This window comes from Collinsella sp. AM17-1 (assembly GCF_003470665.1).
Classification (GTDB): domain Bacteria; phylum Actinomycetota; class Coriobacteriia; order Coriobacteriales; family Coriobacteriaceae; genus Collinsella.
This window is the reverse complement of sequence record NZ_QRJZ01000008.1, coordinates 65,258-90,136: the sequence shown is the minus strand read 5'-3', so window position 1 is coordinate 90,136 and position 24,879 is coordinate 65,258. Positions and strand designations below refer to the sequence as shown.

22 protein-coding genes are annotated in these 24,879 nt (G+C 61.0%); 17 read left to right on the top strand and 5 right to left on the bottom strand.

Annotated features, from left to right (window positions below):
- Nucleotides 1-7 precede the first annotated feature (7 nt).
- The 4 genes from mfd to DW195_RS05560 all read left to right on the top strand — a co-directional run bounded on the left by mfd (nucleotide 8) and on the right by DW195_RS05560 (nucleotide 6,320).
- Nucleotides 8-3,640, top strand: a complete 3,633-nt coding sequence (gene mfd, locus DW195_RS05575; protein WP_118206094.1) for a transcription-repair coupling factor — start codon at nucleotides 8-10, stop codon at nucleotides 3,638-3,640.
- 80 nt (nucleotides 3,641-3,720) lie between these two features.
- Complete coding sequence (locus tag DW195_RS05570) at nucleotides 3,721-4,584, top strand: phosphatase PAP2 family protein (protein ID WP_118206093.1); 864 nt, start codon at nucleotides 3,721-3,723, stop codon at nucleotides 4,582-4,584.
- 45 nt (nucleotides 4,585-4,629) lie between these two features.
- Entirely contained in the window at nucleotides 4,630-5,655 is a 1,026-nt protein-coding gene (locus DW195_RS05565; protein ID WP_117655859.1) for a low specificity L-threonine aldolase, read from the top strand.
- Nucleotides 5,656-5,729: 74 nt separating this feature from the next.
- The gene (locus tag DW195_RS05560; RefSeq protein WP_117655858.1) at nucleotides 5,730-6,320 is read left to right on the top strand and encodes a GNAT family N-acetyltransferase; all 591 of its coding nucleotides are present in this window, start codon (nucleotides 5,730-5,732) and stop codon (nucleotides 6,318-6,320) included.
- A 374-nt stretch (nucleotides 6,321-6,694) separates the two neighbouring features.
- On the opposite strand, the gene DW195_RS05555 is transcribed toward DW195_RS05560, so the two are convergent.
- Nucleotides 6,695-7,417, bottom strand: coding sequence for a GntR family transcriptional regulator (locus tag DW195_RS05555; RefSeq protein ID WP_118206092.1), 723 nt, complete (start codon nucleotides 7,415-7,417; stop codon nucleotides 6,695-6,697).
- Nucleotides 7,418-7,622: 205 nt separating this feature from the next.
- Here DW195_RS05555 and DW195_RS05550 point away from each other — a divergent pair, with 205 nt between their 5' ends.
- The 12 genes from DW195_RS05550 (at nucleotide 7,623) to DW195_RS05495 (ending at nucleotide 21,234) form a co-directional block, all read left to right on the top strand.
- Nucleotides 7,623-8,615, top strand: coding sequence for an SIS domain-containing protein (locus tag DW195_RS05550; protein WP_118206091.1), 993 nt, complete (start codon nucleotides 7,623-7,625; stop codon nucleotides 8,613-8,615).
- A gap of 293 nt (nucleotides 8,616-8,908) precedes the next feature.
- Nucleotides 8,909-9,991 carry a DMT family transporter gene (locus DW195_RS05545; protein ID WP_118206090.1) on the top strand — a complete coding sequence of 361 codons (1,083 nt, stop codon included), beginning with the start codon at nucleotides 8,909-8,911 and terminating at the stop codon, nucleotides 9,989-9,991.
- A 183-nt stretch (nucleotides 9,992-10,174) separates the two neighbouring features.
- Nucleotides 10,175-11,098, top strand: coding sequence for a PTS mannose/fructose/sorbose transporter subunit IIAB (locus DW195_RS05540; protein WP_118206089.1), 924 nt, complete (start codon nucleotides 10,175-10,177; stop codon nucleotides 11,096-11,098).
- Nucleotides 11,099-11,134: 36 nt separating this feature from the next.
- Nucleotides 11,135-11,929, top strand: a complete 795-nt coding sequence (locus tag DW195_RS05535; RefSeq protein WP_117776742.1) for a PTS sugar transporter subunit IIC — start codon at nucleotides 11,135-11,137, stop codon at nucleotides 11,927-11,929.
- A 13-nt stretch (nucleotides 11,930-11,942) separates the two neighbouring features.
- Nucleotides 11,943-12,776: a PTS system mannose/fructose/sorbose family transporter subunit IID gene (locus DW195_RS05530; protein ID WP_118206088.1), complete on the top strand. Its 834-nt coding sequence runs from the start codon at nucleotides 11,943-11,945 to the stop codon at nucleotides 12,774-12,776.
- A gap of 199 nt (nucleotides 12,777-12,975) precedes the next feature.
- A complete protein-coding gene (locus tag DW195_RS05525) occupies nucleotides 12,976-13,959 on the top strand; it encodes an SIS domain-containing protein (RefSeq protein WP_233503150.1) in 984 nt (327 codons plus the stop codon).
- A 159-nt stretch (nucleotides 13,960-14,118) separates the two neighbouring features.
- Complete coding sequence (locus DW195_RS05520; protein ID WP_158567903.1) at nucleotides 14,119-14,748, top strand: HAD family phosphatase; 630 nt, start codon at nucleotides 14,119-14,121, stop codon at nucleotides 14,746-14,748.
- A 355-nt stretch (nucleotides 14,749-15,103) separates the two neighbouring features.
- The gene (locus DW195_RS05515) at nucleotides 15,104-16,111 is read left to right on the top strand and encodes a YitT family protein (protein WP_118206086.1); all 1,008 of its coding nucleotides are present in this window, start codon (nucleotides 15,104-15,106) and stop codon (nucleotides 16,109-16,111) included.
- Nucleotides 16,112-16,215: 104 nt separating this feature from the next.
- Nucleotides 16,216-16,935 carry a GntR family transcriptional regulator gene (locus tag DW195_RS05510; protein ID WP_117758493.1) on the top strand — a complete coding sequence of 240 codons (720 nt, stop codon included), beginning with the start codon at nucleotides 16,216-16,218 and terminating at the stop codon, nucleotides 16,933-16,935.
- Nucleotides 16,936-17,380: 445 nt separating this feature from the next.
- Entirely contained in the window at nucleotides 17,381-19,363 is a 1,983-nt protein-coding gene (locus tag DW195_RS05505) for an ATP-dependent DNA helicase RecQ (RefSeq protein WP_118206085.1), read from the top strand.
- Between the two features lie 2 nt (nucleotides 19,364-19,365).
- Complete coding sequence (locus DW195_RS05500; protein ID WP_118206084.1) at nucleotides 19,366-20,121, top strand: GntR family transcriptional regulator; 756 nt, start codon at nucleotides 19,366-19,368, stop codon at nucleotides 20,119-20,121.
- 144 nt (nucleotides 20,122-20,265) lie between these two features.
- A complete protein-coding gene (locus DW195_RS05495; RefSeq protein ID WP_118206083.1) occupies nucleotides 20,266-21,234 on the top strand; it encodes an SIS domain-containing protein in 969 nt (322 codons plus the stop codon).
- 130 nt (nucleotides 21,235-21,364) lie between these two features.
- Here DW195_RS05495 and DW195_RS05490 read toward each other — a convergent pair whose 3' ends face one another.
- The gene (locus tag DW195_RS05490) at nucleotides 21,365-22,342 is read right to left on the bottom strand and encodes an L-lactate dehydrogenase (protein ID WP_118206082.1); all 978 of its coding nucleotides are present in this window, start codon (nucleotides 22,340-22,342) and stop codon (nucleotides 21,365-21,367) included.
- A gap of 211 nt (nucleotides 22,343-22,553) precedes the next feature.
- Between DW195_RS05490 and metA the strand changes: the two genes are divergently transcribed.
- Nucleotides 22,554-23,480: a homoserine O-succinyltransferase gene (gene metA, locus DW195_RS05485; protein ID WP_118206081.1), complete on the top strand. Its 927-nt coding sequence runs from the start codon at nucleotides 22,554-22,556 to the stop codon at nucleotides 23,478-23,480.
- Between the two features lie 23 nt (nucleotides 23,481-23,503).
- Here the strand turns inward: metA and DW195_RS05480 are convergent, their stop codons facing one another.
- From DW195_RS05480 to DW195_RS10755, 3 genes are all read right to left on the bottom strand, one after another.
- Nucleotides 23,504-24,100, bottom strand: a complete 597-nt coding sequence (locus DW195_RS05480; RefSeq protein WP_118206080.1) for a 5-formyltetrahydrofolate cyclo-ligase — start codon at nucleotides 24,098-24,100, stop codon at nucleotides 23,504-23,506.
- Nucleotides 24,101-24,221: 121 nt separating this feature from the next.
- A complete protein-coding gene (locus DW195_RS05475) occupies nucleotides 24,222-24,551 on the bottom strand; it encodes a type II toxin-antitoxin system HicB family antitoxin (RefSeq protein ID WP_022094981.1) in 330 nt (109 codons plus the stop codon).
- The gene (locus DW195_RS10755) at nucleotides 24,544-24,807 is read right to left on the bottom strand and encodes a type II toxin-antitoxin system HicA family toxin (RefSeq protein ID WP_118206079.1); all 264 of its coding nucleotides are present in this window, start codon (nucleotides 24,805-24,807) and stop codon (nucleotides 24,544-24,546) included. Before DW195_RS10755 ends, DW195_RS05475 begins: the two co-directional genes overlap by 8 nt.
- Nucleotides 24,808-24,879: the final 72 nt, after the last annotated feature.

Sequence of the window (24,879 nt, the reverse complement as noted above, 5' to 3'; positions counted from 1 at the left end):
GAACAGCATGCTCATTCACCGTATAGCCGCGCAGCTCTACACTGCCGAGGCCTTGCAGACCGTCGAGGCCGGACTCGATGCCGGCGAGGACGTGACGCTGGCCGTGTCGCAGTCGGGCCGTACGCTCATGGCGGCAGCCCAGTTTGCGCGCCGTCCGCGTCCCACGGTCTATATCGTGAGCGGCGAGGACGCTGCCGATCGCGCCGCGCGCAGCCTGGCCGCCTATGTGGGCCTGGCGCACGTGTGCCGCTTTCCCGAGCGCAAGGACTACCCGTGGCGCGAGCAGGCGCCCGACGATGCCGTGGTGGCGCAGCGCTGCGAGGCCCTGGGACGCATCGTGCGCGGTGACAACTGCATTATGGTTGCCTCGGCCCGCGCGTTGCTGCGTTGCGTGCCGCCAGTCGAGAGCCGCTACTGGGAGTCCACGACCTTTGCGGTGGGCGAGGAGATCCCTTTTGACGAGGTGCCGCAGCGCCTGGTGGGCATGGGCTATACCAATGCCGGTGCCGCCGACGCGCCCGGCCTGTTCCGCGTGCACGGTGATACCGTCGAGGTGTTCCCCGCGCAGGAGAAGGCACCCGTGCGCATTGAGTTCTTTGGCGACGAGATTGATCGCATCCGCCGCATGGTGAGTTCCACGGGGCAGACCATCGGCAACGAGGACAGCATCGAAATCTTCCCCTGCCGCGAGCTGGCGCTCACCGACGAGGCCGTTCACAACATGCACGTGGCGCTCTACCGCGCCAGCCAGGACGACAGTAAGCTGGCGGCGCTGCTCGAGATGGTGGATGCACGCATCGTCACGCCCGAGCTCGACCGCTTTTTGCCGGTGATGTACGGCCAGACCGTGAGCCCGCTGTCGCATGTGAGCGGCCAGGCGCTCGTGGTGCTGTCCGAGCCGCGCTCGCTGTTCGACGACTGCCTGCGCGCCTACGAGGATATCGAGGCACGCGCCGGCGAGGCGGGGATTGACCGCTTGGACGGTCTGTACGTGCGCGCCCAGCAGCTCGACTTTGGTGCCCAGCAGCGCTTGAACTACGTGAGCTTGATTCGTGCCGGTGGTGCGGTGACGGCAGAGCTCAAGATTGAGCAGCCGGCCATCGCGGGCTCGGACAATCGCTTTATGACGCGCATCCAGGAGGTCGTGGGCAAGCGCTATGCCTGCGTGTTTGCCATCCCCGACCGCGGTGCACGCGAGTCGATGGAGCTCACCTTTGGCGATGAGGGTATTACCTTTGAGGAGTCGCTGACGGCCGCGCCCGAAAATGCCGGCGCTATCGGTGACCGCGTGCGCGTGGCAGCAGCGGATTCCGCCGACCGTACCGCACGCCAGGAGGCCCATGCTTCCATTCGCGAGCGTAAGGCCGACGCGCTCAACGCCCGCTCGCTCGAGGCGGGCGCGGCCCAGGCCGCCGCCGGTGCCGCCGTGCCCACCATCTCGCGCGGACGCGTGACCTTTGTCGATGCCGCCCTGCCGCAGGGCGTGGTGGTGCCTGATGCCAACCTGGCCGTGTTTTCGATCGCCGACCTCAACGCCCGCATGGACGCCAACCGCGCGCGCAGCCGCCGCAAGGTGGACATTACGCAGATCACCTTCCCGTTTAAGCCGGGAGACTACGTGGTGCACGCCACCCACGGCATCGCGCTCTTTAGCGAGATCGCGCGCCAGGAAGTGGGTGGCAAGGAGCGCGACTACTTTTTGCTGGAATATGCCGACGGCGACAAGCTCTACGTGCCGCTCGAGCAGGTCGACCGTATCACGAGATACGTCGGTCCCGACGGCGACAAGCCGCGCCTGACCAGGCTCAACACCGCCGACTGGACGCGCGCCACCAACAAGGCGCGCAAAAACGCCAAAAAGCTGGCGTTTGACCTGGTCGATCTGTATACGCGCCGCTCGTCGATTACCGGTATCGCCTGCCCGCCCGACACGCCCGAGCAGATCGAGATGGAGGAGAGCTTTCCTTACGACGAGACGCGCGACCAGCTGGAGGCCATCGCCGACATTAAGGCCGACATGGAGGCGCCCAAGCCCATGGACCGCCTGCTGTGCGGCGACGTGGGCTTTGGCAAGACCGAGGTCGCCCTGCGCGCGGCGTTTAAGTGCGTGGACTCCGGCCGCCAAGTCATGGTGCTCTGCCCCACGACCATTCTGGCCCAGCAGCACTACGAGACCTTCTTTGAGCGTTTTGCCCCGTTTGGCCTCGAGGTCGAAGTGCTCAGCCGCTTCCGCACCCCGGCGCAGCAGAAACGCGCGCTCAAGGCGTTTGCCGAGGGCACGATCGATGTGCTCATCGGCACCCACCGCCTGCTTTCGGCCGATGTGAACCCCAAGAACCTGGGCCTGGTGATCATCGACGAGGAGCAGCGCTTTGGCGTGCAGCACAAGGAGCAGCTCAAGAACCTGCGTGAGCAGATTGACGTGCTCACGCTTTCGGCAACGCCTATTCCGCGAACCATGCAGATGGCCACGAGCGGCGTGCGCGACATGAGCCTGATCACGACGCCGCCGACCGGGCGTCGCCCCGTGATCGTGCACGTGGGGGAGTACGACCCCGACGTGGTGAGTGCGGCGATTCGCCTGGAGGTGGGCCGCGGCGGTCAGGTGTACTATGTGTCCAACCGCGTCAAGACCATCGACGACGCCGTGGCGCGCGTGCACGAGGCCGCGCCCGAGGCGCGCGTGGGCGTGGCGCACGGCAAGATGAGCCCGCGCGAGGTCGAGGATGTGATGATCGAGTTCGCGACCAAAAAGATCGACGTGCTCATCGCTACGACCATCGTGGAGAGCGGCATCGACAACGCGACCGCCAACACGCTGATCATCGAGGACTCGCAGCGCCTGGGTCTGGCACAGCTCTACCAGCTCAAGGGCCGTGTGGGCCGCTCTGCCACGCAGGCCTACGCGTACTTTATGTTCCCGGGCGAGCTGCCGCTCACCGAGGAGGCCACGGCGCGCCTGACCGCACTTTCCGAGTTCCAGGACTTGGGCAGCGGCATGCGCATCGCCATGCGCGACCTGGAGATTCGCGGCGCCGGCTCGCTTATGGGCGCCGAGCAGCACGGCAACTTGTCGAGCGTGGGCTTTGACCTGTTTACGCAGATGTTGGGCCAGGCGGTAGCCGAGGCGCGCGGCGATGACGACGCCGGCGTGGAGGCGGCGAGCGTGGGCATTAACCTGCCTGCCGATTACTTCTTGTCCGAGGAGTACCTGCCGGCGGTGGACCAGCGCGTGCTCGTGTACCGCAAGCTCGCGGCGGCTGAGGACCTGGAGAGCATCGACGAGGTGCAGGAAGAGACCGAGGCCGCGCACGGTGAGCTGCCGCTGGCGGGGCTCAACCTGTTCAACCGCGCGCGTATTCGTATCCGCGGCGAGCGCTTGGGGCTCGAGAGCGTCACGCTCAGCGGCGGCCGCATCACGTTTTTGGGCGTCGACGTGCCCAAGAAGGTGGCCTTTGAACTAAAGACCCGCTATGGCGCGGTGAACTTCCCCAAGAGCCGCAAACTGTCGGTGCCTTACAAGGCGGGCGCCGGTGCGGGCAGCGGCCTGGGTCGCGGCCTCGACGCCAACGACGGCACCGGCCCGGTGGCGGCGGCACTCATGCTGCTGCAGCAGTTGGGTGCTAGCGACGACGACTAACAAGTAGGGGGCGTGGCGGGATGAAGTCGTCTTTGTCCCGCCACGTTGCAGGTTGATTCCAGCTCCATCGAAAGGAAAGCATGTTCGGATACATCTATAAGAAAGATGCCGCCATCATCGCGGTTGTCCTGTGCCTTTGTCTGGGCGTGGGCAGCTTCTTCGATTATCAGATCTCGAGCGCGCTGTTCAACATCGGCAGCATGTACGGTCGCTTTATCGAGGCCGCCGGCGAGCTGCCGTTTGAGCTGACGGCGAGCGTTGCGGGCGTTATGCTCGTGCGCGCGGTGCGTCCCGATTCCAGAGGGAGCAAATGGCTCGCCGTGCTCGGCGTCCTTGTCAACATTGGCCTGGCCGGCTACGAGGTCGTTTCGTCTCTGAGGGTTGGCGGCAAACTCATCGCGGTTCAGCTGGTACTGACGTTTGTGCTGATCATCGCAGCCAACCTCATCGCCTATCGCCTTACGCGCGACACCGCGCCCGACGATCTCACGCGCTGGGCGTTGATGGTGCTTGCCGTGTGGGTCGCTCAGGCCATTATCCTCAACGTGATCGTCAAGCCACTGTGGTCGCGCCCGCGCATGCGCGTGATCGAGGTGACGCAGGGGCTCGATTTTCAGCCGTGGTGGGTGATCGGCAACCCCGACAAGTGGACCTATATCGCCGCCGGCGTGATCAAGGACGGCTTTAAGTCGTTTGCGAGCGGACACACGGCACACGCGGCGATCGGCCTTATGCTCGCCGGGCTTCCCGCGGCGGCCTTTAAGGAAAAGCCGTCGCGCCGCCGCGCGGTCTTTTGGGTCGCCGCTGTGGTTGCGGCGTTCGTCGCCTTTGGTCGTATCGTGATCGGTGCGCACTTTTTGAGTGACGTGAGCTGCGGCTTTGCCCTGGTGCTGGCGCTTGAGTGCCTTGCCGCGCGCATTGCCTATCCGAGCGGCGTACAATAGCGGCACCTGAATCATCGGGCTCGTGCCCGGCTAGAGAGGATTACCATGCTCGCGTTTAACAACGACTATTCCCACGGCGCACATCCGGCAGTGCTGCAGGCGCTCGTCGACACTAATATGGAGCCGCAGCCCGGCTACGGCACCGATGCACACACCGAGCGTGCCAAGCGGCTCATCCGTGAGGCCTGTCAGGCTCCCGATGCCGACGTATTTTTCCTGGTGGGCGGCACACAGGCCAACGCGACGGTGATTGACATGCTGCTTGCGCCCTACGAGGGCGTCGTTGCAGCCGAGACCGGCCACGTTGCCTGCCACGAGGCGGGTGCCATCGAGTTTGGCGGCCACAAGGTGCTTACCATTCCCGGCTACGAGGGCAAGATGCATGCCGAGGATCTCGACAGCTATATCCAGGTGTTTTACGAAAACGAGAGCTACGAGCACACGGTGTTCCCAGGTGCCGTGTACGTGAGCCTATCGACCGAGTACGGCACGCTGTACTCCGCCGCCGAGCTTGCGGCGATTCATGCGGTGTGCCAGAAGCGCCAGATTCCGCTGTTTGTGGATGGCGCCCGTCTGGCCTATGCGCTGGCGGCCGATGAGTGCGACATTACCCTGCCCGAGCTGGCGCAGCTGTGCGACGTGTTCTACATTGGCGGCACCAAGTGCGGCGCGCTTTGCGGCGAGGCCGTGGTGTTTTGCGGCATGCACGCTCCGGCACACCCCATTCCGCGCATTAAGCAGCACGGAGCGCTGCTGGCCAAGGGCCGTCTGACGGGCGTTCAGTTTGAGGCGCTCTTTACCGACGGCCTGTATTTTGAGATTGGCCGCCAGGCGATTGAGACGGCGCAGGCGCTTCGTCGCGTGCTGCATGAGCGCGGCTACCAGTTCTTCTTGGAGACGCCCACCAACCAGCAGTTTGTGATTTTGCCCAACGAGGACATGGCCCGCATTCGCGAGCATGCTTCGATCGAGTACTGGGAAAAGTACGACGAGACCCACACCGTGGTGCGCTTTTGCACCAGCTGGGCCACGACACAGGAGGACATCGACGCGCTGGCGGCTGTCCTGTAGGTTGATGTAATGACGAGGGGCCGCCTTGCGCCTGGGTTTGGCGCAAGGCGGCCTTTGCTTTTGAGAGGGGCTGTATGGCCAAGATGTCCGAGCCGACGATTCGCCTGGCGACGCCCGATGATGCGCCGGCATTGCTTGCCATTTATGAGCCGTATGTGCTCAAGACGGCGATTACCTGCGAATACGAGGTGCCGAGCGTCGAGGAATTTGCCGGGCGCATTGCGCGTACACTCAAGCGCTATCCGTATTTGGTGATGGAGTTGGACGGGCGTCCGGTGGGTTATGCCTACGTGAGCCCGCTCAACAGCCGCGAGGCATACGACTGGTCGGTCGAGACGTCGATCTACCTGGCGCGCGATGTGCGCCATGGTGGGCTGGGCCGCAAACTGCACGATGCGCTCAAGCAATGCCTGGTCGCGATGGGTATCACCAACATGTGTGCGCTCATCGCCGTACCGCACGACAAAGACGACGAGTACCTGACGCACAACAGCCAGGACTTCCATGCCCATATGGGGTATCGCCTGGTGGGTGCCTTCGACCGCTGCGCCCAAAAGTTCGGCCGCTGGTACGACATGTGCTGGATGGAGCTGGTCCTAGCCGAGCGCGTTCCCAACCAACCCAAACCAACCTGGTTCCCCGACCTCCCCAAACCTGCCATTTAGGGACAGGTTTTTGGCTGTCTTGCGGTATCAAATTGCCGCAAGAAGCGCCGCGTTCGTACGCTTTTTTGACTCGAATCGTCCCGTCGAGACACCTTGCGAGCTAAGTGAGTAGACTTTTTGGCGCAAGGCGAGCACAAAGCGTATCTGCTTTAGTAAAACCGCAGGTCACGGAGGTGGCTGTTTTGGGTGTGCTTGGCAGGTCGCGAAAAGTCTACTCACTTAGGTTTACGGTGCTGGATATTCTGGGCAGGAACAGTTGAGCTTGGGCGGCGCGTGTTGCCAGGCGATGTTGGCATTTGCGCCATGCCGGCTTGAGATTTAATAAAAACCGCAGGTAAAACGTTTATTAGGTACATTTTGCCTCGTTTGGTGCGCTAGCCGATGGGCTCGGTGTATTTGGCACGGTCGGTACGTTGGATGCGCTTGGAGACATGGAGCGGGCGACCGTCGGTGTCGTAGACGTAGTCGGTGATCAGGATCAGCGCCTGCCCGCGCTCAACGTTGAGCAAAAATGCCTCGTTTTGCGAGGCGTAGCACACCTCAAAGGTCTTGTGCCCCTGTGCCGGCGCGCGATGGAATTCCTGGCGCAGCGTGGCGTAGAGCGAACCGTTGATATCGCGATCGATGAGCGACCCAAAGCTTGGCGGCAAATAGGTGGTCTCCAGGCACAGCGGCGCATCGTCCAGGTAACGCAGGCGGACAAGTTTGACAAGCTTGCTGCCCACGCTAGCGTCAAAGAACTTGGCCACGCTGCCCATTGCTTTGGCAAAGCCCGAGTCCACCGTGCGCGTGGTGGGCTTCATACCCTGTCCCTGGATCTGCGCCGTATAGCTCGAAAACACCAAGTTGTTCTCGTGGAGCGCCGGCGTGTCGGCCACAAAGGCGCCGCGCCCGCGCTCGGTTCGAATCAAGCCCTCGTCAACTAACACCTTAAGCGCGTGGCGCACGGTACTGCGCGACAGCCCCGATTCGTCCATGAGCTCCATCTCGGACGGCAGCTTGTCTCCGCGCGCGTAGATGCCGGCGGCGATGCGGTCACGCAGCGTACCCGCCAGACGCTCGTATTGGGCCAAGTTCTTTTTTGACGAAGTGCTCATGCGAACAACCTGTATCTAACCTGTATGATTACTGAACCAAGCATGTATCCAACATGACAACAAAACCGCTGATAATGGATTGCCGAAAACTTTATCAGCAAAATTTCTAAGACAAATATAGCATACAACTAGTCGACATAGCCAAAACATGTATATAACTTGTATGCCATCGAGAGCATCAAACGAGAAGAAAGGCTGATGCACGATGACTACTCAGGAACAGGTTAAGAATGTCGTCTCCCAGGTTTTGGCTGACAAGGCAGACAAGGGCGGCATCAGGCGCGTCGTGTGGATTGGCGCCGGCGGATCCAACGGCGGCAACTATCCTGCTCAGTACTTTATGGAGCACGAGGCCACGCAGGTCGTGAGCTCCAGCTACACCAGCAACGAGTTCGTGCACGCAACCCCTGCCTACGTCAACGAGAACACCCTGACCGTCGTCGTGTCCATGCGCGGCACCAAGGAGACCATCGTCGCCGCCCAGGTCGCCAAGGACCACGGCGCCAGCACCATCGCCATCTATGTTGACGAGTCCGGCCTCACCGAGGTCTGCGACTACAAGATCCAGTACGACAGCTTGGCCGTTGACGAGTCTTGCATGGGCCGCACCAACTCCGCCGTCGTGACCATGATCGCCATGGAGCTCACGCAGCAGACCGAGGGCTATGCCGAGTACGAGACCGCTATGGCCGCGTTCGACTTGGTCGACCCCATCTATCGCAAGGCCGTCGAGTACACCCGTCCGCTCGCTGCTAAGTGGGCCGAGCAGAACGCCGACAAGCCCTGCATCAACGTCATGGCCCAGGGCCCGCTCTTTGGTGCCGCCTACGTCTTTAGCATCTGCAACGTGCAGGAGATGCTGCAGATCGACTCCTGCACCATCAACACCTGCGACTTCTTCCACGGCCCCTTCGAGATTCTGGACAAGCGCACCTCGCTGTTCCAGCTCATCAGCGTCGGCCGCAGCCGCTGCAATGACGAGCGCGGCATCCGCTTCGTCAACCAGTACGGTGGCGAGCGCGTCTATCAGCTCGACGCCAAGGAGCTCGGCCTCAACGACATCAAGGACAGCGTGAGCGAGTACTTCAACCACCTGATCTTTGCCCCGATTCTCAACAACGTGTACATGCGCGCTCTCTCTGCTGTTACCCACAAGGACTACATGACGCGCCGCTACATGTGGAAGCTTGATTATTAGTTACGGCGTTTTACCAAACGCCGTAACCGGCCGACGCTGCAAACCCGCCAGAGCGGCGATCTGCCTTTCAGCTTCGGCGGCATGACCAGAAGGTCAATGCCGCCTCACTTCAAGGCACCTTGCTCGCTCTGGCGGGTTTTCGCTGACATTGCCAAAACATCGACGATACCGTGGCTGGCGGGACACTCCCTTTGTCTAGAGATTTCCCGTTTGCCGATTTGTGCCTTGAAAAATGTATATAACGACTATAACGTAGTGTGAAACATATTGGAAACAATACCGAGGAGGCTGCGTTGAAGAAAAGCAATCTGGGCTATGTGCTGGTGCTGATCGCCGCGCTTATGTGGGGCAGCATCGGAATCTTTGTAAACGGCATCTCGGCCATGGGCGTTACGTCCCAGAGTATGGCTGCCTTTCGCTTGTTGGTCGGAGCGCTTATCTTGGCGCCGGTCCTGATGTTTATGGGCTGCCATTCGGGTGAGGGGTCTACCGTGGCTCAGGGTCCGCTGGCCCTGTTCAAGGCAAGCCCTAAAGAGCTTGTTTCCTGCGCGCTTGTCGGTATCGTCGGTTTGGCCGCCGCCAACACTTGCTATTACGAGTGTATGGGCGAGGTGGGCATGTCCACGGCCTCGGTGCTGCTCTATACCTCGCCGGTGTTTGGCGTCGTGCTCGGCCGCGTGCTTTATCGCGAGGACGTGACCCCCAACAAGCTCGTTGCCATCGCTTTTAACATAGGGGGCTGTGTACTTGCAGTAACTAATGGCGACCTTTCCGGTTTCCATTTTTCGGTTTGGGGCGTCACGTCGGGCGTGATTGCAGGCTTTTGTGGGGCGTCGCTCGCGGTGTTTAGCCGGATAGCAACCAAGACGGTCCACCCGCTGGCTGTCACGTTTTGGGGCCTTGTTTTTGGCGGTGCGGTTATGGCGGCTATCGCGGCTCCGTGGCCGGATGTCGCCGCGGCAATGTCGCCACAGCTGCTGCTGCTGTTCCTTGGCTTTGGACTCATCCCCACAGCCGTGGCTTACATCTTATATATGCAGGGTCTGTCCATGGGGCTCGAGACATCGAAAGTTCCCGTCGTAATGTCTTTTGAGACGGTCGTCACCGTACTGGTGGGCATTGGTGTCTATGCCGAGTCCGCCGGCGCGATCAAGGTCCTGGGTATTGTGCTGGTGCTCATGTCCATCCTGATTATGAACACCGACTTCTCCAAGCTGCGCAACAGTGTATTTGTCGGTCATGTCGCTGAGAGCATGACCTTTAAGCCCAACGCGTGGTGGACGGAGAAAACGCAGGACATGGATCTGTTTAAGGAACGTACCGGCATCGCGCTGGAGCCCACCGTGCAGGAAAGCCCCTGGTACTTCGTGCGATAGGGGATTGCGCGCAGGGTCCGACTTGGGGTTATCCCGCCAGTGCCGGCCTGCCCAGCCCCAACGTTTCAAGTACGTTAAACCCGTCAACGGTCGATTTTCACCCGCGAACGGTCTTTATACTAATTAGCAATATCCGCAACGTATAAGACGTTATAATGACCATAACGAAAAGGAGGAGGCAAGATGAATCAGATCATTCTCGCATCTCATGGCGGCCTGGCCGCAGGCGCCAAAGACACGCTCGAGATGGTTCTCGGCGACGTGTCGAACGTCCACGTCGTGTCGCTTGCTCGTGACGACAAGGAGCCCATCACCAATAAGGTGGACGCTCTGATTGCCACGTTCAACGCGGACGACACCGTCTATGTGCTGACCGATATGCTCGGCAGCTCGGTCAACAACAGCATGGTCGAGCTTTCCAAGAACGGCACGAAGTTCACGGTTGTCAGCGGTTTCAACATTCCGCTGGCACTGACGCTCGCTATGAGCCCCGCCCCCGTCAAGGGTGCCGAGCTCGCGGCCCTTATCAACGAGGCCCGCACCGGTCTGACCAACCCCAACGCACCGGTCGAGGTCGCCGCGGCTCCCGCCAAGAAGGCCAAGGCGTCCCGTCACAGCTCCGGTCCCGCCAAGATCGTCCTCGCACGTCTTGACTACCGTCTGCTGCACGGCCAGGTCGTCTTTACCTGGACCACCAAGGTCCAGGCCGAGCGCATCATCGTCGTCGACAACGCTGCCGCCAACGATGACATCAAGAAGGGCGCTCTCAAGCTTGCCAAGCCCCAGGGCGTGCGCCTGAACGTCTTCACCGTCGAGCGTGCCCTCGCCAAGATGGACAAGCTCAACACCCTCGGCGAGCGCGTCATGTTCGTCTTTGGCAACACGGCCGAGATGCTGCAGTTCTGTCAGGGCTACAAGCTCGACGCCATCAACCTGGGCGCCACCGCCAACCACGACGGTGCCGATCAGATCGGCGGCAAGGACAGCTCCGTCTTCCTCGACGCCACCCAGAAGGCCGACGTCAACCAGCTGCTCGACATGGGCATCAAGCTCTACGTCCAGCAGACCCCTACGTATCAGAGCGTCGACATCGACGCCAAGCTGTAATCAACCAGGCTTTTGCCTGACTGAAAGGAGAAGGGTATGAATACGTTCATCAGTGCGGTGCTCGTCGGCCTCGTCGGCGTGTTCTGCATGTGGGACTCCCGCCTGCTCGGTCGTCTTAACTTCGAGCAGCCCCTCGTTGGCGCTACGCTCGTCGGTCTGCTGCTGGGCGATGTGCCCACCGGCCTTGCCGTCGGTGCCGCCGTCGAGCTCGTGTCCATGGGCCTGGTGCAGGTCGGCGCCGCCGTTCCGCCCGATATGGTCCTGGGCGGCATCGTGGCAGCTGCCTTCGCGTGCCTGACCGATGCTTCTGCTGAGACCGCCATGACGATCGCCATCCCGGTCGCCGTCCTGGGTCAGCTCCTCGGCATCGTGTTCCGTTCCATCATCGCCGCCCTCACCCATGTGGCCGATAGCGCGATCGATAACGGTAACTTCAAGACCGCCTACCGTATGCACATCTGCGCCGGCTCCGGTCTGTACGCCATCATGTACTTCCTGCCGATCTTCCTGGCCGTCTTTGTTGGCACCGACCTGGTTCAGGCCATCGTCAACATGGTTCCCGAGTGGCTGTCCACTGGTCTTAACGTTTCGACCAAGATCATGACCGCCTACGGCTTGGCCCTGCTGCTCACCATGATGATCAAGAAGGGTATGACTCCGTTCCTGTTCATCGGTTTCCTGCTCGCCGCTTACCTCAACCTGTCCGTCATCGCGGTCGCTCTGATCGGTGTGTGCCTGGCTGTCGTCTTCATGGGCTTCAAGTTCAACGGTTCCCATGCAGCCGCCGGTGTCGATTCCGACTACGATCCGCTCGAAGACGACGAAGACTAAGGAGGAACACACTATGGTAACCGCAACCAAGGACGTGTCCCTGAACAAGAAGGTCAGCCAGTTCTTCTGGCGCTCCTGGGCCATCCAGGCCTCTTGGAACTACGAGCGTCAGATGAACATGGGCTTCCTCTACGGCATGGTTCCCACGCTCGATCGCCTCTATCCGGACGAGTCCGACCCCAAGCAGCTCGCTGCTAAGAAAGAGGCTTACCACCGTCACATGGCGTTCTACAACTGCACCCCGCAGACGAGCGCTTTCATCCTAGGCCTCGCCGCCTCCATGGAGGAAGAGTACGCCAAGGATCCCGAGAACTTCGACCCCGATTCGATCAACGCGGTCAAGACCTCCCTTATGGGTCCGCTTTCCGGCATCGGTGACTCCTTCTTCCAGGGCACCATCCGCGTTATCGCCTTTGGCCTGGGTGTTCAGCTGGCTCAGCAGGGCTCCATCATGGGCCCGATCCTGGCCATGCTCATCTCCATCGTGCCCTCCGTGCTGATCACTTGGTTCGCAGCCAAGATCGGCTACCAGGGTGGCCACGAGTACCTGAGCAAGCTCCAGGGCGGCGACCTCATGGAGAAGCTCATGTATGTCTGCGGTATCGTGGGTCTTATGTCCGTGGGCGGCATGATCGCCACGCTGATCGGCGCCACCACCCCGCTGCAGTTCGCTGACGGCACCGTCGTGATCCAGGACATCCTGGACGGCATGATGCCCCAGATGATCTCCCTCGGCCTCACCGGCCTTATGTACTGGCTCATCAAGAAGAACGTCAACACCGGTTGGCTTCTCGTGATCGCCATCGTGGGCGGCATCGCCCTCTCCGCGGCCGGCATCCTGGCCTAGTCGCGACCAAGCGCCTAACCGCTTTCCCCCGGGGGCCTGCCTGGCATCCCATACCCCAGGCAGGCTTCCATCCCTAGATGTGTCAAAGGGACAGTTCCTTTGACACATCCTCAACGGGCCGGCGACTCGGTCCAAACCACGGTAACCCTGCGAGCGCCCGGCAATGTGGCGCCGCAAAAAATCGAAAGGAATGTGTCAGATGTACGAGATCGACCTTAACCTCCCTAAGCAGATCGTCGCTGACGTCCTGTCCAACCACGAGATCCACAGCGTCGCCTTCGTCGGCTGCGGTGCTTCCATGTCCGACCTTTACCCTGCCAAGTACTTCCTGGCCAACAACACGGACAAGCTGAACGTTCAGATCTTCACCGCTAACGAGTTCAACTACGACACGCCTTCCTGGGTCAACGAGCACACCTTCGTGATCACCTGCTCCCTGGGTGGCTCCACGCCCGAGACCGTCGAGGCCAACAAGACCGCCAAGAAGCACAACTGCCCGGTCGTCTCCCTCACCAACAAGGCCGGCTCCGCTCTGACCGTCGACGCCGACCACGTCATCGTTCACGGCTTCCACGCCAACTACGCTGCCAAGTGCGAGAAGCCCGGCTACGCCATTGCTCTTGCTCTCGAGATCCTTCAGCAGACCGAAGGCTATGACCACTACGAGGACATGATCACCGGCCTCACCAACGTCTTCGAGCTCTGCGAGAACGCCGCTCAGTCCGCCAAGGGCCTCGCCAAGCAGTTCGCCCAGGACTTCAAGGACGACAAGATGATCTACTTCATGGCCTCTGGTGCCTCCGAGAAGATGGCTTATTCTCACGCCGCCTTCCTGTTCACCGAGATGCAGTGGATCGACGCCGCCGCCTACAACACCGGCGAGTACTTCCACGGCCCGTTCGAGGTTTCCACCGAGGGTAAGCCCTACGTCTTCTTCATGTCCGATGGTGCCACCCGTCCGATGGACGCCCGCGCCCTCACCTTCCTTAAGCGCATGGGCGCCAAGGTCGCTCTGATCGACTCCAAGGACTACGGCCTGGCTGACGCCGTGCCCGCGAGCGTCGTCACCTACTTCAACCCGCTGCTGCACCTCGCCGTTATGCGCGAGTACGGCAACCAGATCGCCGAGGCCCGTCAGCACCCGCTGACCATGCGTCGCTACATGTGGAAGCTTTCCTACTAATCACAAGTAAGTAGACCTTACGGGTTGATTGAGAGGGGATGGGGTTTACACCCCGTCCCCTTTTCTGTTTTGGGAGGGCGTGTTCGTTGCGCCGCAAAACCCCAGATAAAACCTACCAAAATAAACCTGTCCCTTTTTGGCAGGTGGGAGGAGATGCGTATGATCAAGGCAGTGCTGTTTGATATGGACGGCGTGCTGGTCGATACCGAGTGGTTCTACAACCGTCGCCGCGTGGCGTTTATGGAGGAGAAGGGCTTCCACTTTGACGAGATTCCCGATCTTTCGGGGTCTAACGAGCCTGCCATTTGGGAGGCGCTGGTGCCCGACGATGTCGAGCTGCGCGAGCGCCTGCGTGTGGAGTACAAGCAGGTCTACAGCCCGGTCCACCCCGTTCCGTATGCCGAGCTGCTCAACGAGCAGACGGAGCCGGTGATGCGCGAGCTGCACGAGCGCGGCGTGAAGTGCGCCATCGCGAGCTCGTCCTATCGCGAGCTGATCGACGAGTTGGTTGAGATCGCCGGTATCGCCGACGTGCTGGACTACACCATCAGCGGTCACGAGTGCAGCGCGTTTAAGCCCGACCCCGAGATCTACCTGCGCGCCATGGAGGCGCTGGGGGTGGAGCCTGCCGAGTGCCTGGTTATCGAGGATTCGCCTTTAGGCATCGAGGCCGGCAAGCGTTCCGGCGCCCGTGTCCTGGCGCTGCGTCCGCACAAGGGCGTCAACCTGGATCAATCGCGAGCCGATGCCGTTATCGACAATCTGACCGACATTTTGGCCGCTCTGTAGCGTTGATTCACCGCAAAAAGCACGGGTTCAAACGTTTTTTGCGGTGGACTGGCTCGATTTGGTTTCGATTTGGTCCGTTTGGCTTCGACTCAGACTAAGTGAGTAGACTTTTTGGCGCAGGCCGAGCACAAAGCGTATCTGCCTTAGCAAAACCGCAGGTCGCAGAGGTGTCTATTTTTGGGTGTGCTCGGCAGATCGCAAAAAGTCTACTCACTTAGATTTTTGCCCTTTGGTCGTAGGAGTTGCTGGTCCCGTTTTGGTTGTCGAGAGAGGGTGAATTGAAGCGCCCTCTGTCGCTCCATGCTACAATCGCCGGCATGCCCCACAATTACATCTGCTTTCGAAGGGAGCCTATGTGGCGAACGCCATCGACCAGCTCACGGACCGCGTGCTCGTGCTCGGCCGCCTCACCATCGTCCGCCGCGCCATCACCGCCGTGGCGGTCACAATTTCCGCCGTTCTCCAGACATTCCTGATCCAGGCGTTCATTCAGCCCGCCGACCTGCTTCCGAGCGGCCTCACCGGCGTCGCGGTCCTACTCGATCGCGTTACCTCGCTTGGCGGCGTTCATATCGACATCTCGCTCGGCATGCTCGTGCTCAACATCCCCGTGGCGCTCCTATGCTGGAGCGGCATTAGCAAGCGCTTCGTCATCTTCTCGATGATGCAGGTTGCGCTCTCGTCGCTGTTCCTCAACATCTTTCACTTCGCACCGTTTTTGGGCGACAAGATCATGCTCATCATTTTTGGCGGCGTGGTCTCGGGCCTGGGCGCTGCCATTGCGCTTAAGTCCGGCGCATCCACCGGCGGTACCGACTTTATCGCGCTGTGGGTCTCCAACCACACGGGCAAGACCATCTGGGGCGTTATCTTTGGTTTCAACTGCTTTATCCTGGCGATTTTTGGTTTTATGTTTGGCTGGGACAACGCAGCGTACTCCATCGTATTCCAGTTTATTTCGACCAAGACCATTGATAGCTTCTATCGTCGCTACGACCGCGTGACGCTGCAGATCACGACGCGCAAGGCAGATGAGGTCATGACCGCCTATGTTGACCATTTTCAGCATGGTATTAGCTGCGCCGAGGTCATCGGCGGATATAGCCGCGAGAAAATGTATCTGCTGCACGCCGTTGTCTCGACCTACGAGAGCCAGGACATTATCAAGCTGGTGTGCGACATTGATCCCGGCGCCGTGATCAATGTGTTCCACACGCTCAACTTTGTGGGCGGCTGGTGGGGCGGTCATGTCGACGAGCCCATGCCCACGGCCGTACCCGATCCCGACAAGCCCGCGCGCATGGCGAGCAGGCAGGCCCGTCTGCACGATCAGGAAAGCCTGCAGCAGGACGACGGCAAGTAAGGATTTGCTGTATGCGGTGTATCGTTTTATCAAAGTGAGGTAACATATAAAAAGACGTTATATACGTATTAGTTATTTCGCTATTTTGATAAGAGTGATCAGATATGCCCGCACCCAAAAATGCACCGCTTTACCAGCAGATTTACGACGAAATCAAGGATGCAATCGAGAAAGGTGTTTATGCACCCAAGGAGCGCATTCCGTCCGAGCTTGAGCTTGCCGAACAGTACGAGGTGAGCCGTATTACGGTGCGCCGTGCCGTCGAGGAACTGTGTTCCGACGGCTATCTGGTTAAGCAGCAGGGCCGCGGCACCTTTGTCTCCACGCCGCACATCAACCGCCAGTTCCACGCTTCGACGCTGCAGACGTTCACCGAGCTTTGCGCCGATAACGGCATGAAGGCGGGCGCGCATGTGATCGATCGCCAGATTGTGCCGGCACGTCAAAACGAGATGGAGTTCTTTGGCCTGCAGAAGGACGCGCTGCTGTTGCACATCAAGCGCGTACGTACAGCCGACGGCGAGCCCATCTTTGAGGAGAACATCTTTGTGCCGTTTGACGCCTACCGTGAGCTGTTGACGGCCGATCTTGAGGACAAGTCGATTTTTGCCGAGGTCGAGCGTGTTAGCGGAACGCCGATTGTCTCGGTTGGCTACCGCACGGTCGAGGCCGTTCGCGCCAACGCCGAACAGGCCGCCGAGCTGGGCATTGCCCCGCACGACCCGCTGCTCAACCTGCGCGCCGGCTTTATCGGCCCCAATGGCGAGCCGGTCCTGATGGGTAAGCAGTACTACGTGGGCAGCCGCTACGTCATGGTGATGTAAGTTACGCGGTTTTACCAAACCGCGCAACGGCTCGACGCTGCAAACGCCCCTAAGCGGCAATCTGACGTTCAATCGTCGGTCGCGTACCAAAGTACGCTTCCCTCCTCTTTCACGTCACCTTGCTCGCTTAGGGGCGTTTTCGCTGACTTATGCTCAACCAGCGACGTTTCCGCGTTTGTCAAGAGATTAGTCGTTGGGGACGTTCTTAAACGACTAGTCATTCAAGAACGTCCCCAATGACTACCCACAGAATGAGCGTGGATAATCTCCCGTTTTTGGCTCAATGGCGGGTTCAAAGTGGGAGATTATCCACGCTCATCCGGAAAGTGTCTAAAAATCCACGCTCGTTCCCTTCGGATTGCGTAGCCCATCGCTGGCGGCCGTGCGGCACCGGTTCGCGTGGCGGCGTATAATCGGCGGCAGATGACTTGGACGTTAGGAAACCATGACCGATAGCATGCAGCAGATGGCGCTCGACGCGCTCGGCGCCTATTTTGGCTACACCTCGTTTCGCCCGGGGCAGGACCGCATGGTCGATGCGATCCTTGCCGGTCGCGATGCGCTGGGTGTTATGCCCACGGGCGCCGGCAAGTCCATTTGCTACCAGGTGCCCGCGCTCATGCTGCCCGGCATCACCTTTGTGGTGAGTCCACTGCTGTCGCTTATGGAGGACCAGACCCGTGCGTTGCTCGCGGCGGGTGCGCGACCCAGCTATCTCAACTCCAGCCTTACTCCGGCCCAGCAAAACACCGTGCTCAAGCGGGCGCGCGAGGGCCGCTACCAGCTTATGTACGTGGCGCCCGAGCGCCTGCTCGAGCCGCGCTTTTTGGCCTTTGCGCAGGAGGTCGCGGCGGACGGCGGCATTGGCGTGCCGCTCGTGGCCATTGACGAGGCCCACTGCGTAAGCCAATGGGGCCAGGATTTCCGCCCTGCCTACCTGCAGATTCGCGAGTTCATCGATTCGCTGCCGCAGCGCCCCATCGTGGCGGCCTTTACCGCCACGGCGACCGAGCGCGTGCGCGCGGACATTCAGCAGATGCTCGGCCTGCAAAACCCCGCGACGGTGGTGACGGGCTTCGATCGCAAGAACCTCTACTTTGGCTGCGAGGAGATGGGCGACAAGGCCAAGGCCGCGTGGGTGCGCGACTATGTGATTGCGCATTCGGGCGAGAGTGGCATCGTGTATTGTTCGACCCGCAAGACGGTCGATGCGCTGGCAGGCGAGCTTGCCGAGGCGCTGGGCCCCAGCGGCATTCGCGTTGGCCGCTACCATGCCGGCATGGGCAACGACGCCCGCCGTCAAAGCCAGCGTGCCTTTATTGACGACGATCTTCAGGTGATGGTTGCCACCAACGCCTTTGGCATGGGCATCGACAAGCCCAACGTGCGCTACGTGATCCACAACAATGTGCCCGAGAGCATCGAGGCCTACTACCAGGAGGCGGGCCGCGCCGGCCGCGATGGCGATCCGGCCAGCTGCCACTTACTGTGGAACGGCAACGATTTTCGCATGCGCCGCTTTTTAATCGACCGCGGCGATGCGGCCGACGAGGCGCTCGATGACGAGCAACGCGCGTGGGCGCTCCAGAATCGATATCGTCTGCTCAGCCAGATGGAGGGCTACTGCAATACTACCGGCTGCCTGCGCGAATACATGCTGCGCTACTTTGGCGACGAGGCCGCGGCCGAGCATGCTGCTGCGGCTGGTGCGGGCGCCACCGCCACAGACGACGCCGAGGGCTGCGGCAACTGCAGCAACTGCCTCACGCAGTTCGAGGTCGAGGACGTCACCGGTATGGCTCGCGCCGCCGTGCGCTATGTGGCCACGCGTCCCATGCGCTTTGGCAAGTCGCTCATCGCCGATGTGCTTCACGGCGGCAACACCGAGCGCATTCGCCAGATGCATCTGGACGAGGATCGCGGCTATGGTGAGCTGTCGAGCGAATCGGTCGGCCGCATCAAGGACATCATCGGCCAGCTGTGCGGCCGCGGTTATTTGGCCACCTCACAGGGGCAGTATCCGGTTGTGGGCCTGGGTCCGCGTGCCGGCGAGGTCGAGGACGAGGCGTTTGCCTTTACTGTTAAGCGCCGCGCGTCCAAGCGCAAGGCCTCGGCCCGCGCCCGCCGCGCAGTGGACCTGCTGCGCGAGGAGGCCGAGCTGGATCAGCGTCCGCGCGTGGGCGACGATGCCGAGCTGTTCGAGCGCCTGCGCGCCCTGCGCAAGGAGATCTCGACCGAGCTGGAGATGGCGCCGTATATGGTCTTCTCCGACAAGGCCCTGCGCGGCCTGTGCCGCCTGCGCCCGCAGACGCGCGACGAGCTTATCCAGGTCAACGGCATCGGCGAGAAAAAGGCCGACGCCTTTGGCGAGCAGTTTATGGCGGCGATTGAAGAGTTTGAGTCCGAGCATGCGCGAGATGGAGCGTAACGATGGCAACCGACGATAAAACCGAGCGTGCCGACGTGTCCGCCGTGCCGCTGTACCAGCAGGTCATGGACGACCTAAAGGGCGAGATCGCGCGCGGCGTGTACGCGGCCGGTTCGCGCATTCCTTCCGAGATGGAGCTCGCAAAGTCCTATGGCGTGGGGCGCATCACCGTGCGCCGCGCCATCGAGGAGCTGTCGCGCGCGGGATATCTCAACCGACAGCAGGGGAGGGGCACCTTTGTGTGCGCTCCCAAGCTCAAACGCAAGATTGTCCAGAAAGGCGACGTCCAGAGCTTTACTGAGGGTTGTGCCGCCAACGACATGGTGGCCGGAGCGCGTCTGGTGTCGCGTACGGTGGTCGCGGCGACGCGTGAGGACGCGGCGTTTTTTGGCGTGGAGCCCGGTTGCGAGCTCATCGTGGTCGAGCGCGTGCGCACGGCCGACGGCATCCCCGTCATGCTCGAGAACAACGCCTTTGTGCTCGCCGACCATCCCTATCTGCAGACGCTTGCCGACGAGGACCTCGCCGATAACTCGATCTTTGCGCTCGTTGCCGAGCATTCGGGCCGCGCGCCGCTCAAGTCCGACCCCTGTACCGTGGAGATTGCGCTTGCCGATGCTCAGGCGGCCCCGCTGTTGGAGGTGCCGGCCGGCGAGCCACTCTTCTATATGGAGGCGTACTTTACCGATGCGGACGGGCGGCCCCTGCTGCTCGGGCGCCAAAAGATCGTGGGCTCGCGCTACGTGTTCGACATCTAACGTCCATAGATAGAACAACATAGAACAAATTTGCTGAAATGACTTCACGGGCACCTGCTTGCGTGCTATAAATAGGACAACATAGAACGACCGCAGGTACGAGCTGCCGTCGTTCAAAGTCGCGACACAAGGAGGAACGCCACCGTGAACGCACACGATCTGATTCAGGATATTATCGAGCGCAAGGGTAAGATTGAGAACGTGTTTTGGATCGCCTGCGGCGGTTCGATGATCGACTTGATGCCGGCCAACGAGCTGCTCAAGCGCGAGGCCACCACGTTTGTCTCGACGGTCTACACCGCGCGCGAGTTTTGCCTGATGGCCCCCAAGAGCCTGGGGCCGAAGTCGCTCGTCGTCGCCTGCAGCCACAGCGGTAACACGCAGGAGGTCGTCGACGGTTGCGAGATGGCGCTGGCTGCCGGTGCCGAGGTCGTGACTATGACCGCCTATGCGGGTTCCAAGATCGACAACGGCAAGTGGACAACCTGGGTCTATCCGTGGGGCAAGGGCGAGTCGCAGGCCGAGGTTCCGCAGGGCATCGGCGTTCTGATGGCTGCCGAGCTGCTCGACCAGCAGGAAGGCTACGAGGCACTCGCCGACATGTACGAGGGCCTCAAGCAGATGGATGCGCTGCTGCCCGCCGCCCACGAGAAGGTCAACACCGAGCTGGGCGATCGCTTTGCCGAGCTCTGTCAGCAGCACAAGTTCTTCTATATCCTGGGCTCCGGCCCCAACTTTAGCCAGACCTACGCCATGGCCATCTGCTCGCTCATGGAGATGCAGTGGCAGCACTGCTGCTACATCCACTCTGGCGAGTACTTCCACGGTCCCTTCGAGACCACCGAGCCCGGCGTGTTCTACTTTGTGCAGCTTGGCGCGGGCGAGTGCCGCCCCATGGAGGAGCGCGCGCTGGCGTTTCTCAACACGCACACCGATACGGTCATGGTGCTCGATGCGCTCGAGTACGGCGTAGGCGACGTGCCCGCCAGCGTGCGTTCGTACCTGGAGCCGATCTTCTTCTACAACATGAGCTGCGAGCTGCGCGCCGCCCGCGGCAAGGTGTTTGACCACAGCCCCGAGGTCCGTCGTTACATGGGCATCGAACAGTACTAGGTAACGGGAAAAGCATTCGCCTTCGATTCGCAAGCGAACAGCGTGCGTAAAAAGCGGGCCGCACCGGGGAATTCCGGCGCGGCCCGCTTAGTATCGCGCTTAGATTCGCAAGGTTGTGGCAGCCAGCGGCCTACTTGGCGTCGTAGGCCTCGGCATCCCACCAGTCGAGCTGGGCGATGTTGTCGCGGATGTGCTGGCAGCTCTTGTGGAAGCCCTCGAGCTCGTGCTCGGAAAGGTCGAGCGTGTAGACCTCCTCGACGCCCTCGGCACCGATCACGCACGGCAGGGAGGTGAAGATGCCCTTCTCGCCATACTGGCCGGTCATGAGCGTAGAGGCCGAAAGCACGGCGTGCTCGTTGTGCAGAACGGCGGCGCAGACGCGCGCGGCGGAGTTGGCGACGGCGTACTCGGTGCACTGCTTGCCCTGGTAGGTAACATAGCCGCCCTTGCGCGCGAGCTCCTCGACCTCCATGTGGTCGAAGGCGTACTTGTCGGGGTTCTCGGCCTGAAGCTCGTTGAGGCTCTTGCCGGCGATGGTTGCCGCCTTAAAGGCGGCAAGCTGGCTAAAGCCATGCTCGCCGATCATGTAGGCGTCGATGGACTTGGGGCTCACGCCGACCTTCTTGGAGATCTCGGTGCGCAGGCGGGCGGAGTCCAGACCGCAGCCCGAGCCGATGATCTTCTTGGGATCGTAGCCGGTCAGGTGCCACAGCTCGGTGCACACGACGTCGCAGGGGTTGGAGATGCTCACGAAGATGCCGTCAAAGCCGGCGTCGACGATGCGCTTGGCAAAGGTGCGGGCGGCGTCGGTGGTAAAGAACAGCTCGCCGTCGCGGTTGCCGGCGGCCAGCGCGACCTTGCCGGCGGCGTTGACGATGACGTCGCAGCAGGCCAGCTCCTCGTAGTGGTCGTAGCAGTTGACGATCTTGGTGTTGTACGGGACAAACGAAAGGGAGTCGCGCAGGTCCTGAACCTCGGACGTCACCTTGGCCTCGTTGATATCGCACAGGTACAGCTCGTCGGCAATGCCCTGCATAAGCAGGCTATTGGCGACATGTGCTCCTACGTGGCCCTGGCCGACCACACCGATCTTACGCGTCTGGTACATATACGTATCCTTTCGGCCGAGTTTTTCGCGTCGAACCATTGTAGCGTCCTGCTGCCACTTTGCTAGGCTAAAGCGCCGTAGATTTTTGGGACATGCCTTAATCTCTACTTTTGGAGTGATTTGGGCCGCTGACGGCATCGCTGGGCGATGTGCTCGCGCGGATGGGGCCGCTCGTTGTACCATAGCTGCAACTGACTCGTAAGGAGCATCCATGCCCATTCGCATCCCCGACGCCCTCCCTGCCGCCGCGCAGCTCGAGAGCGAGAACATCTTTGTCATGACCGAGTACCGCGCGCTGCACCAGGACATCCGTCCGCTGCGCGTGCTCATCCTCAACCTCATGCCCACCAAGATCGCCACCGAGACGCAGATCATGCGCAAGCTCTCCAACACACCGCTGCAGGTGGAGGTAGATCTGCTGCGCACCAAGACGCATGAGGCCACGCACGTAAGCGCCGGTCATCTGGAGACGTTCTACCGCACGTTCGACGATATCCGCGACATCCACTACGACGGCCTGATCATCACGGGCGCGCCCGTGGAGCAGATGCCGTTCGAGGAAGTCGACTACTGGCCCGAGCTCTGCCAGATCATGGATTGGTCCACCACGCACGTACACTCTACGCTGCACATTTGCTGGGGCGCGCAGGCGGGGCTCTACCATCATTACGGCATTCAGAAGTACGATCTACCGGCCAAGGCAAGTGGCGTTTTCGAGCATTATTTGGTGAAGCCGCAAAGCCCGCTGGTCCGCGGCTTCGACGACCGCTTCTATGCCGTGCATTCGCGCAACACCGATGTGCGCCGCGAGGACGTGGAGGCCGAGCCGCAGCTTGAGGTCGTGGCCGTGTCTGACGAGGTGGGGCTGTACATTGTCAAGTCGACGGACAGTCGTCGCTTCTTTGTCTTTGGCCATCCCGAGTACGATACCGACACGCTGCGCCTGGAGTACGAGCGCGACGTGAAGCGCGGGCTCAACCCTCAGGTGCCGGCGCATTACTTCCCGGGCGACGATCCCGCTGCCGAGCCGCGCAACGTCTGGCGCAGCCAGGCTCAGCTGTTCTACACCAACTGGCTCAACTACTATGTCTACCAGACCACGCCCTACGACCTAGCCCGCGCCGGCGAGGAGCACTAGGCCGTCGGGAGGTGTGCCAGCCGTTAGGCGCTGATGATGTGGGGTAGCGGCTGGTCGTGGGTATCGGTGGGAACGTGGTCGACACGCTGTTCGTCAAAGGCGATGCCGATGATCTGGCATGTGGCCGAAAGCGTGGGCAGGTAGCGGTCGTAGCAGCCGCCGCCGTAGCCCAGGCGCGCGCCGGTTTGATCGAAGGCCACGAGCGGCACAACAATCATGTCGAGTGCTTCGGCAGGCACGATGGGGAAGCGGTCGCTGTCGATGTCCGTGGCCGCGAAGGCCCGCGCGGGGTGGGCGATAAACGGAGCCGCGGACGCATCGTCGGCGGCAACTGCTCGCATGCACATGCGCTGGCCACAAGCTGCGGCATCAATTGCCGAGAGCATGCACGGATAGGCCACGCGCCAGCCGCGCGCGGCGACCGCAGCGGCAAACGCGGCAGGGTTGACCTCGGAACCCATCGCGGCATAGATGGCAACGGTGTGCGGCGCCGCGGCATCCGAGCGATCCAACAGCTCAACCAGCCGCGCACAGATATCAGCAGACTTCGCCGCCTGCAAGTCCAAATCAAGAGCATCGCGCCGAGCAATCACCGCCCGCCGCAACTCAGCCTTGTCCATCCTAGCCCCCTCTCCCAAACCTACCAAAAAGGGACAGGTTTATTTTGGCAGGTTTTATCTGGGCAAACGTCGAAGCCGCCGCAAAGGCGCCCTTTGTGGCGGCTTCGACTCGACGTTGGCTTCACAGCGCCGCAGCGATCGCTTCAGTCACAAACTTATTGAGTGACTCACCCTTCTTTGCCGCCGCCAGCGCTGCTTGCTTGTGGAGCTCAGAGCCCGTTCTTACGTTGAACGAGCCCTTAAAAGCCCGCTCGGGTTCCTTGCCCTTCTCGGCGCAAAACTCAAGGTAATCGTCGACGGCGTCGTGGAAGCATTGCTCCACTTCTTCAGCCGTGGAGCCTTCAAATACGATTGCGTCCCTAATGCCGGCGACCATACCTGTTAGCACATGCTGTTCGGCATCGAACTCGACCGGGGCGAAATAACCCTTGTAGGCCAAAACGTTACTCATGGCTGCCTCCGACATCTTGTAGAAATCGAACGATGTTTCGGATGGTTCCCGCCGTCAATTCGTCAGATGGATGGGGTGCGTGCATCACGAACATTCTGCCGTCCGATGGCCTGTAGAAGCGAATGCGCGATCCGGATGTCTTGCCTTTGCTGTCCATTTCAAAGCCATATGAAGCCATAACTTTAAGAAAGTCAGCGAATCTATACGTTGAAGGACAGCTAAGCAGCTGGGCGATGAGTTTATCGGATCGAGTCATCCCGCCTCACATTCTGCAACTATATTCTAGTTGCAATTTGAGTTCGATGCAAGCACCTCTACTATAGAACAT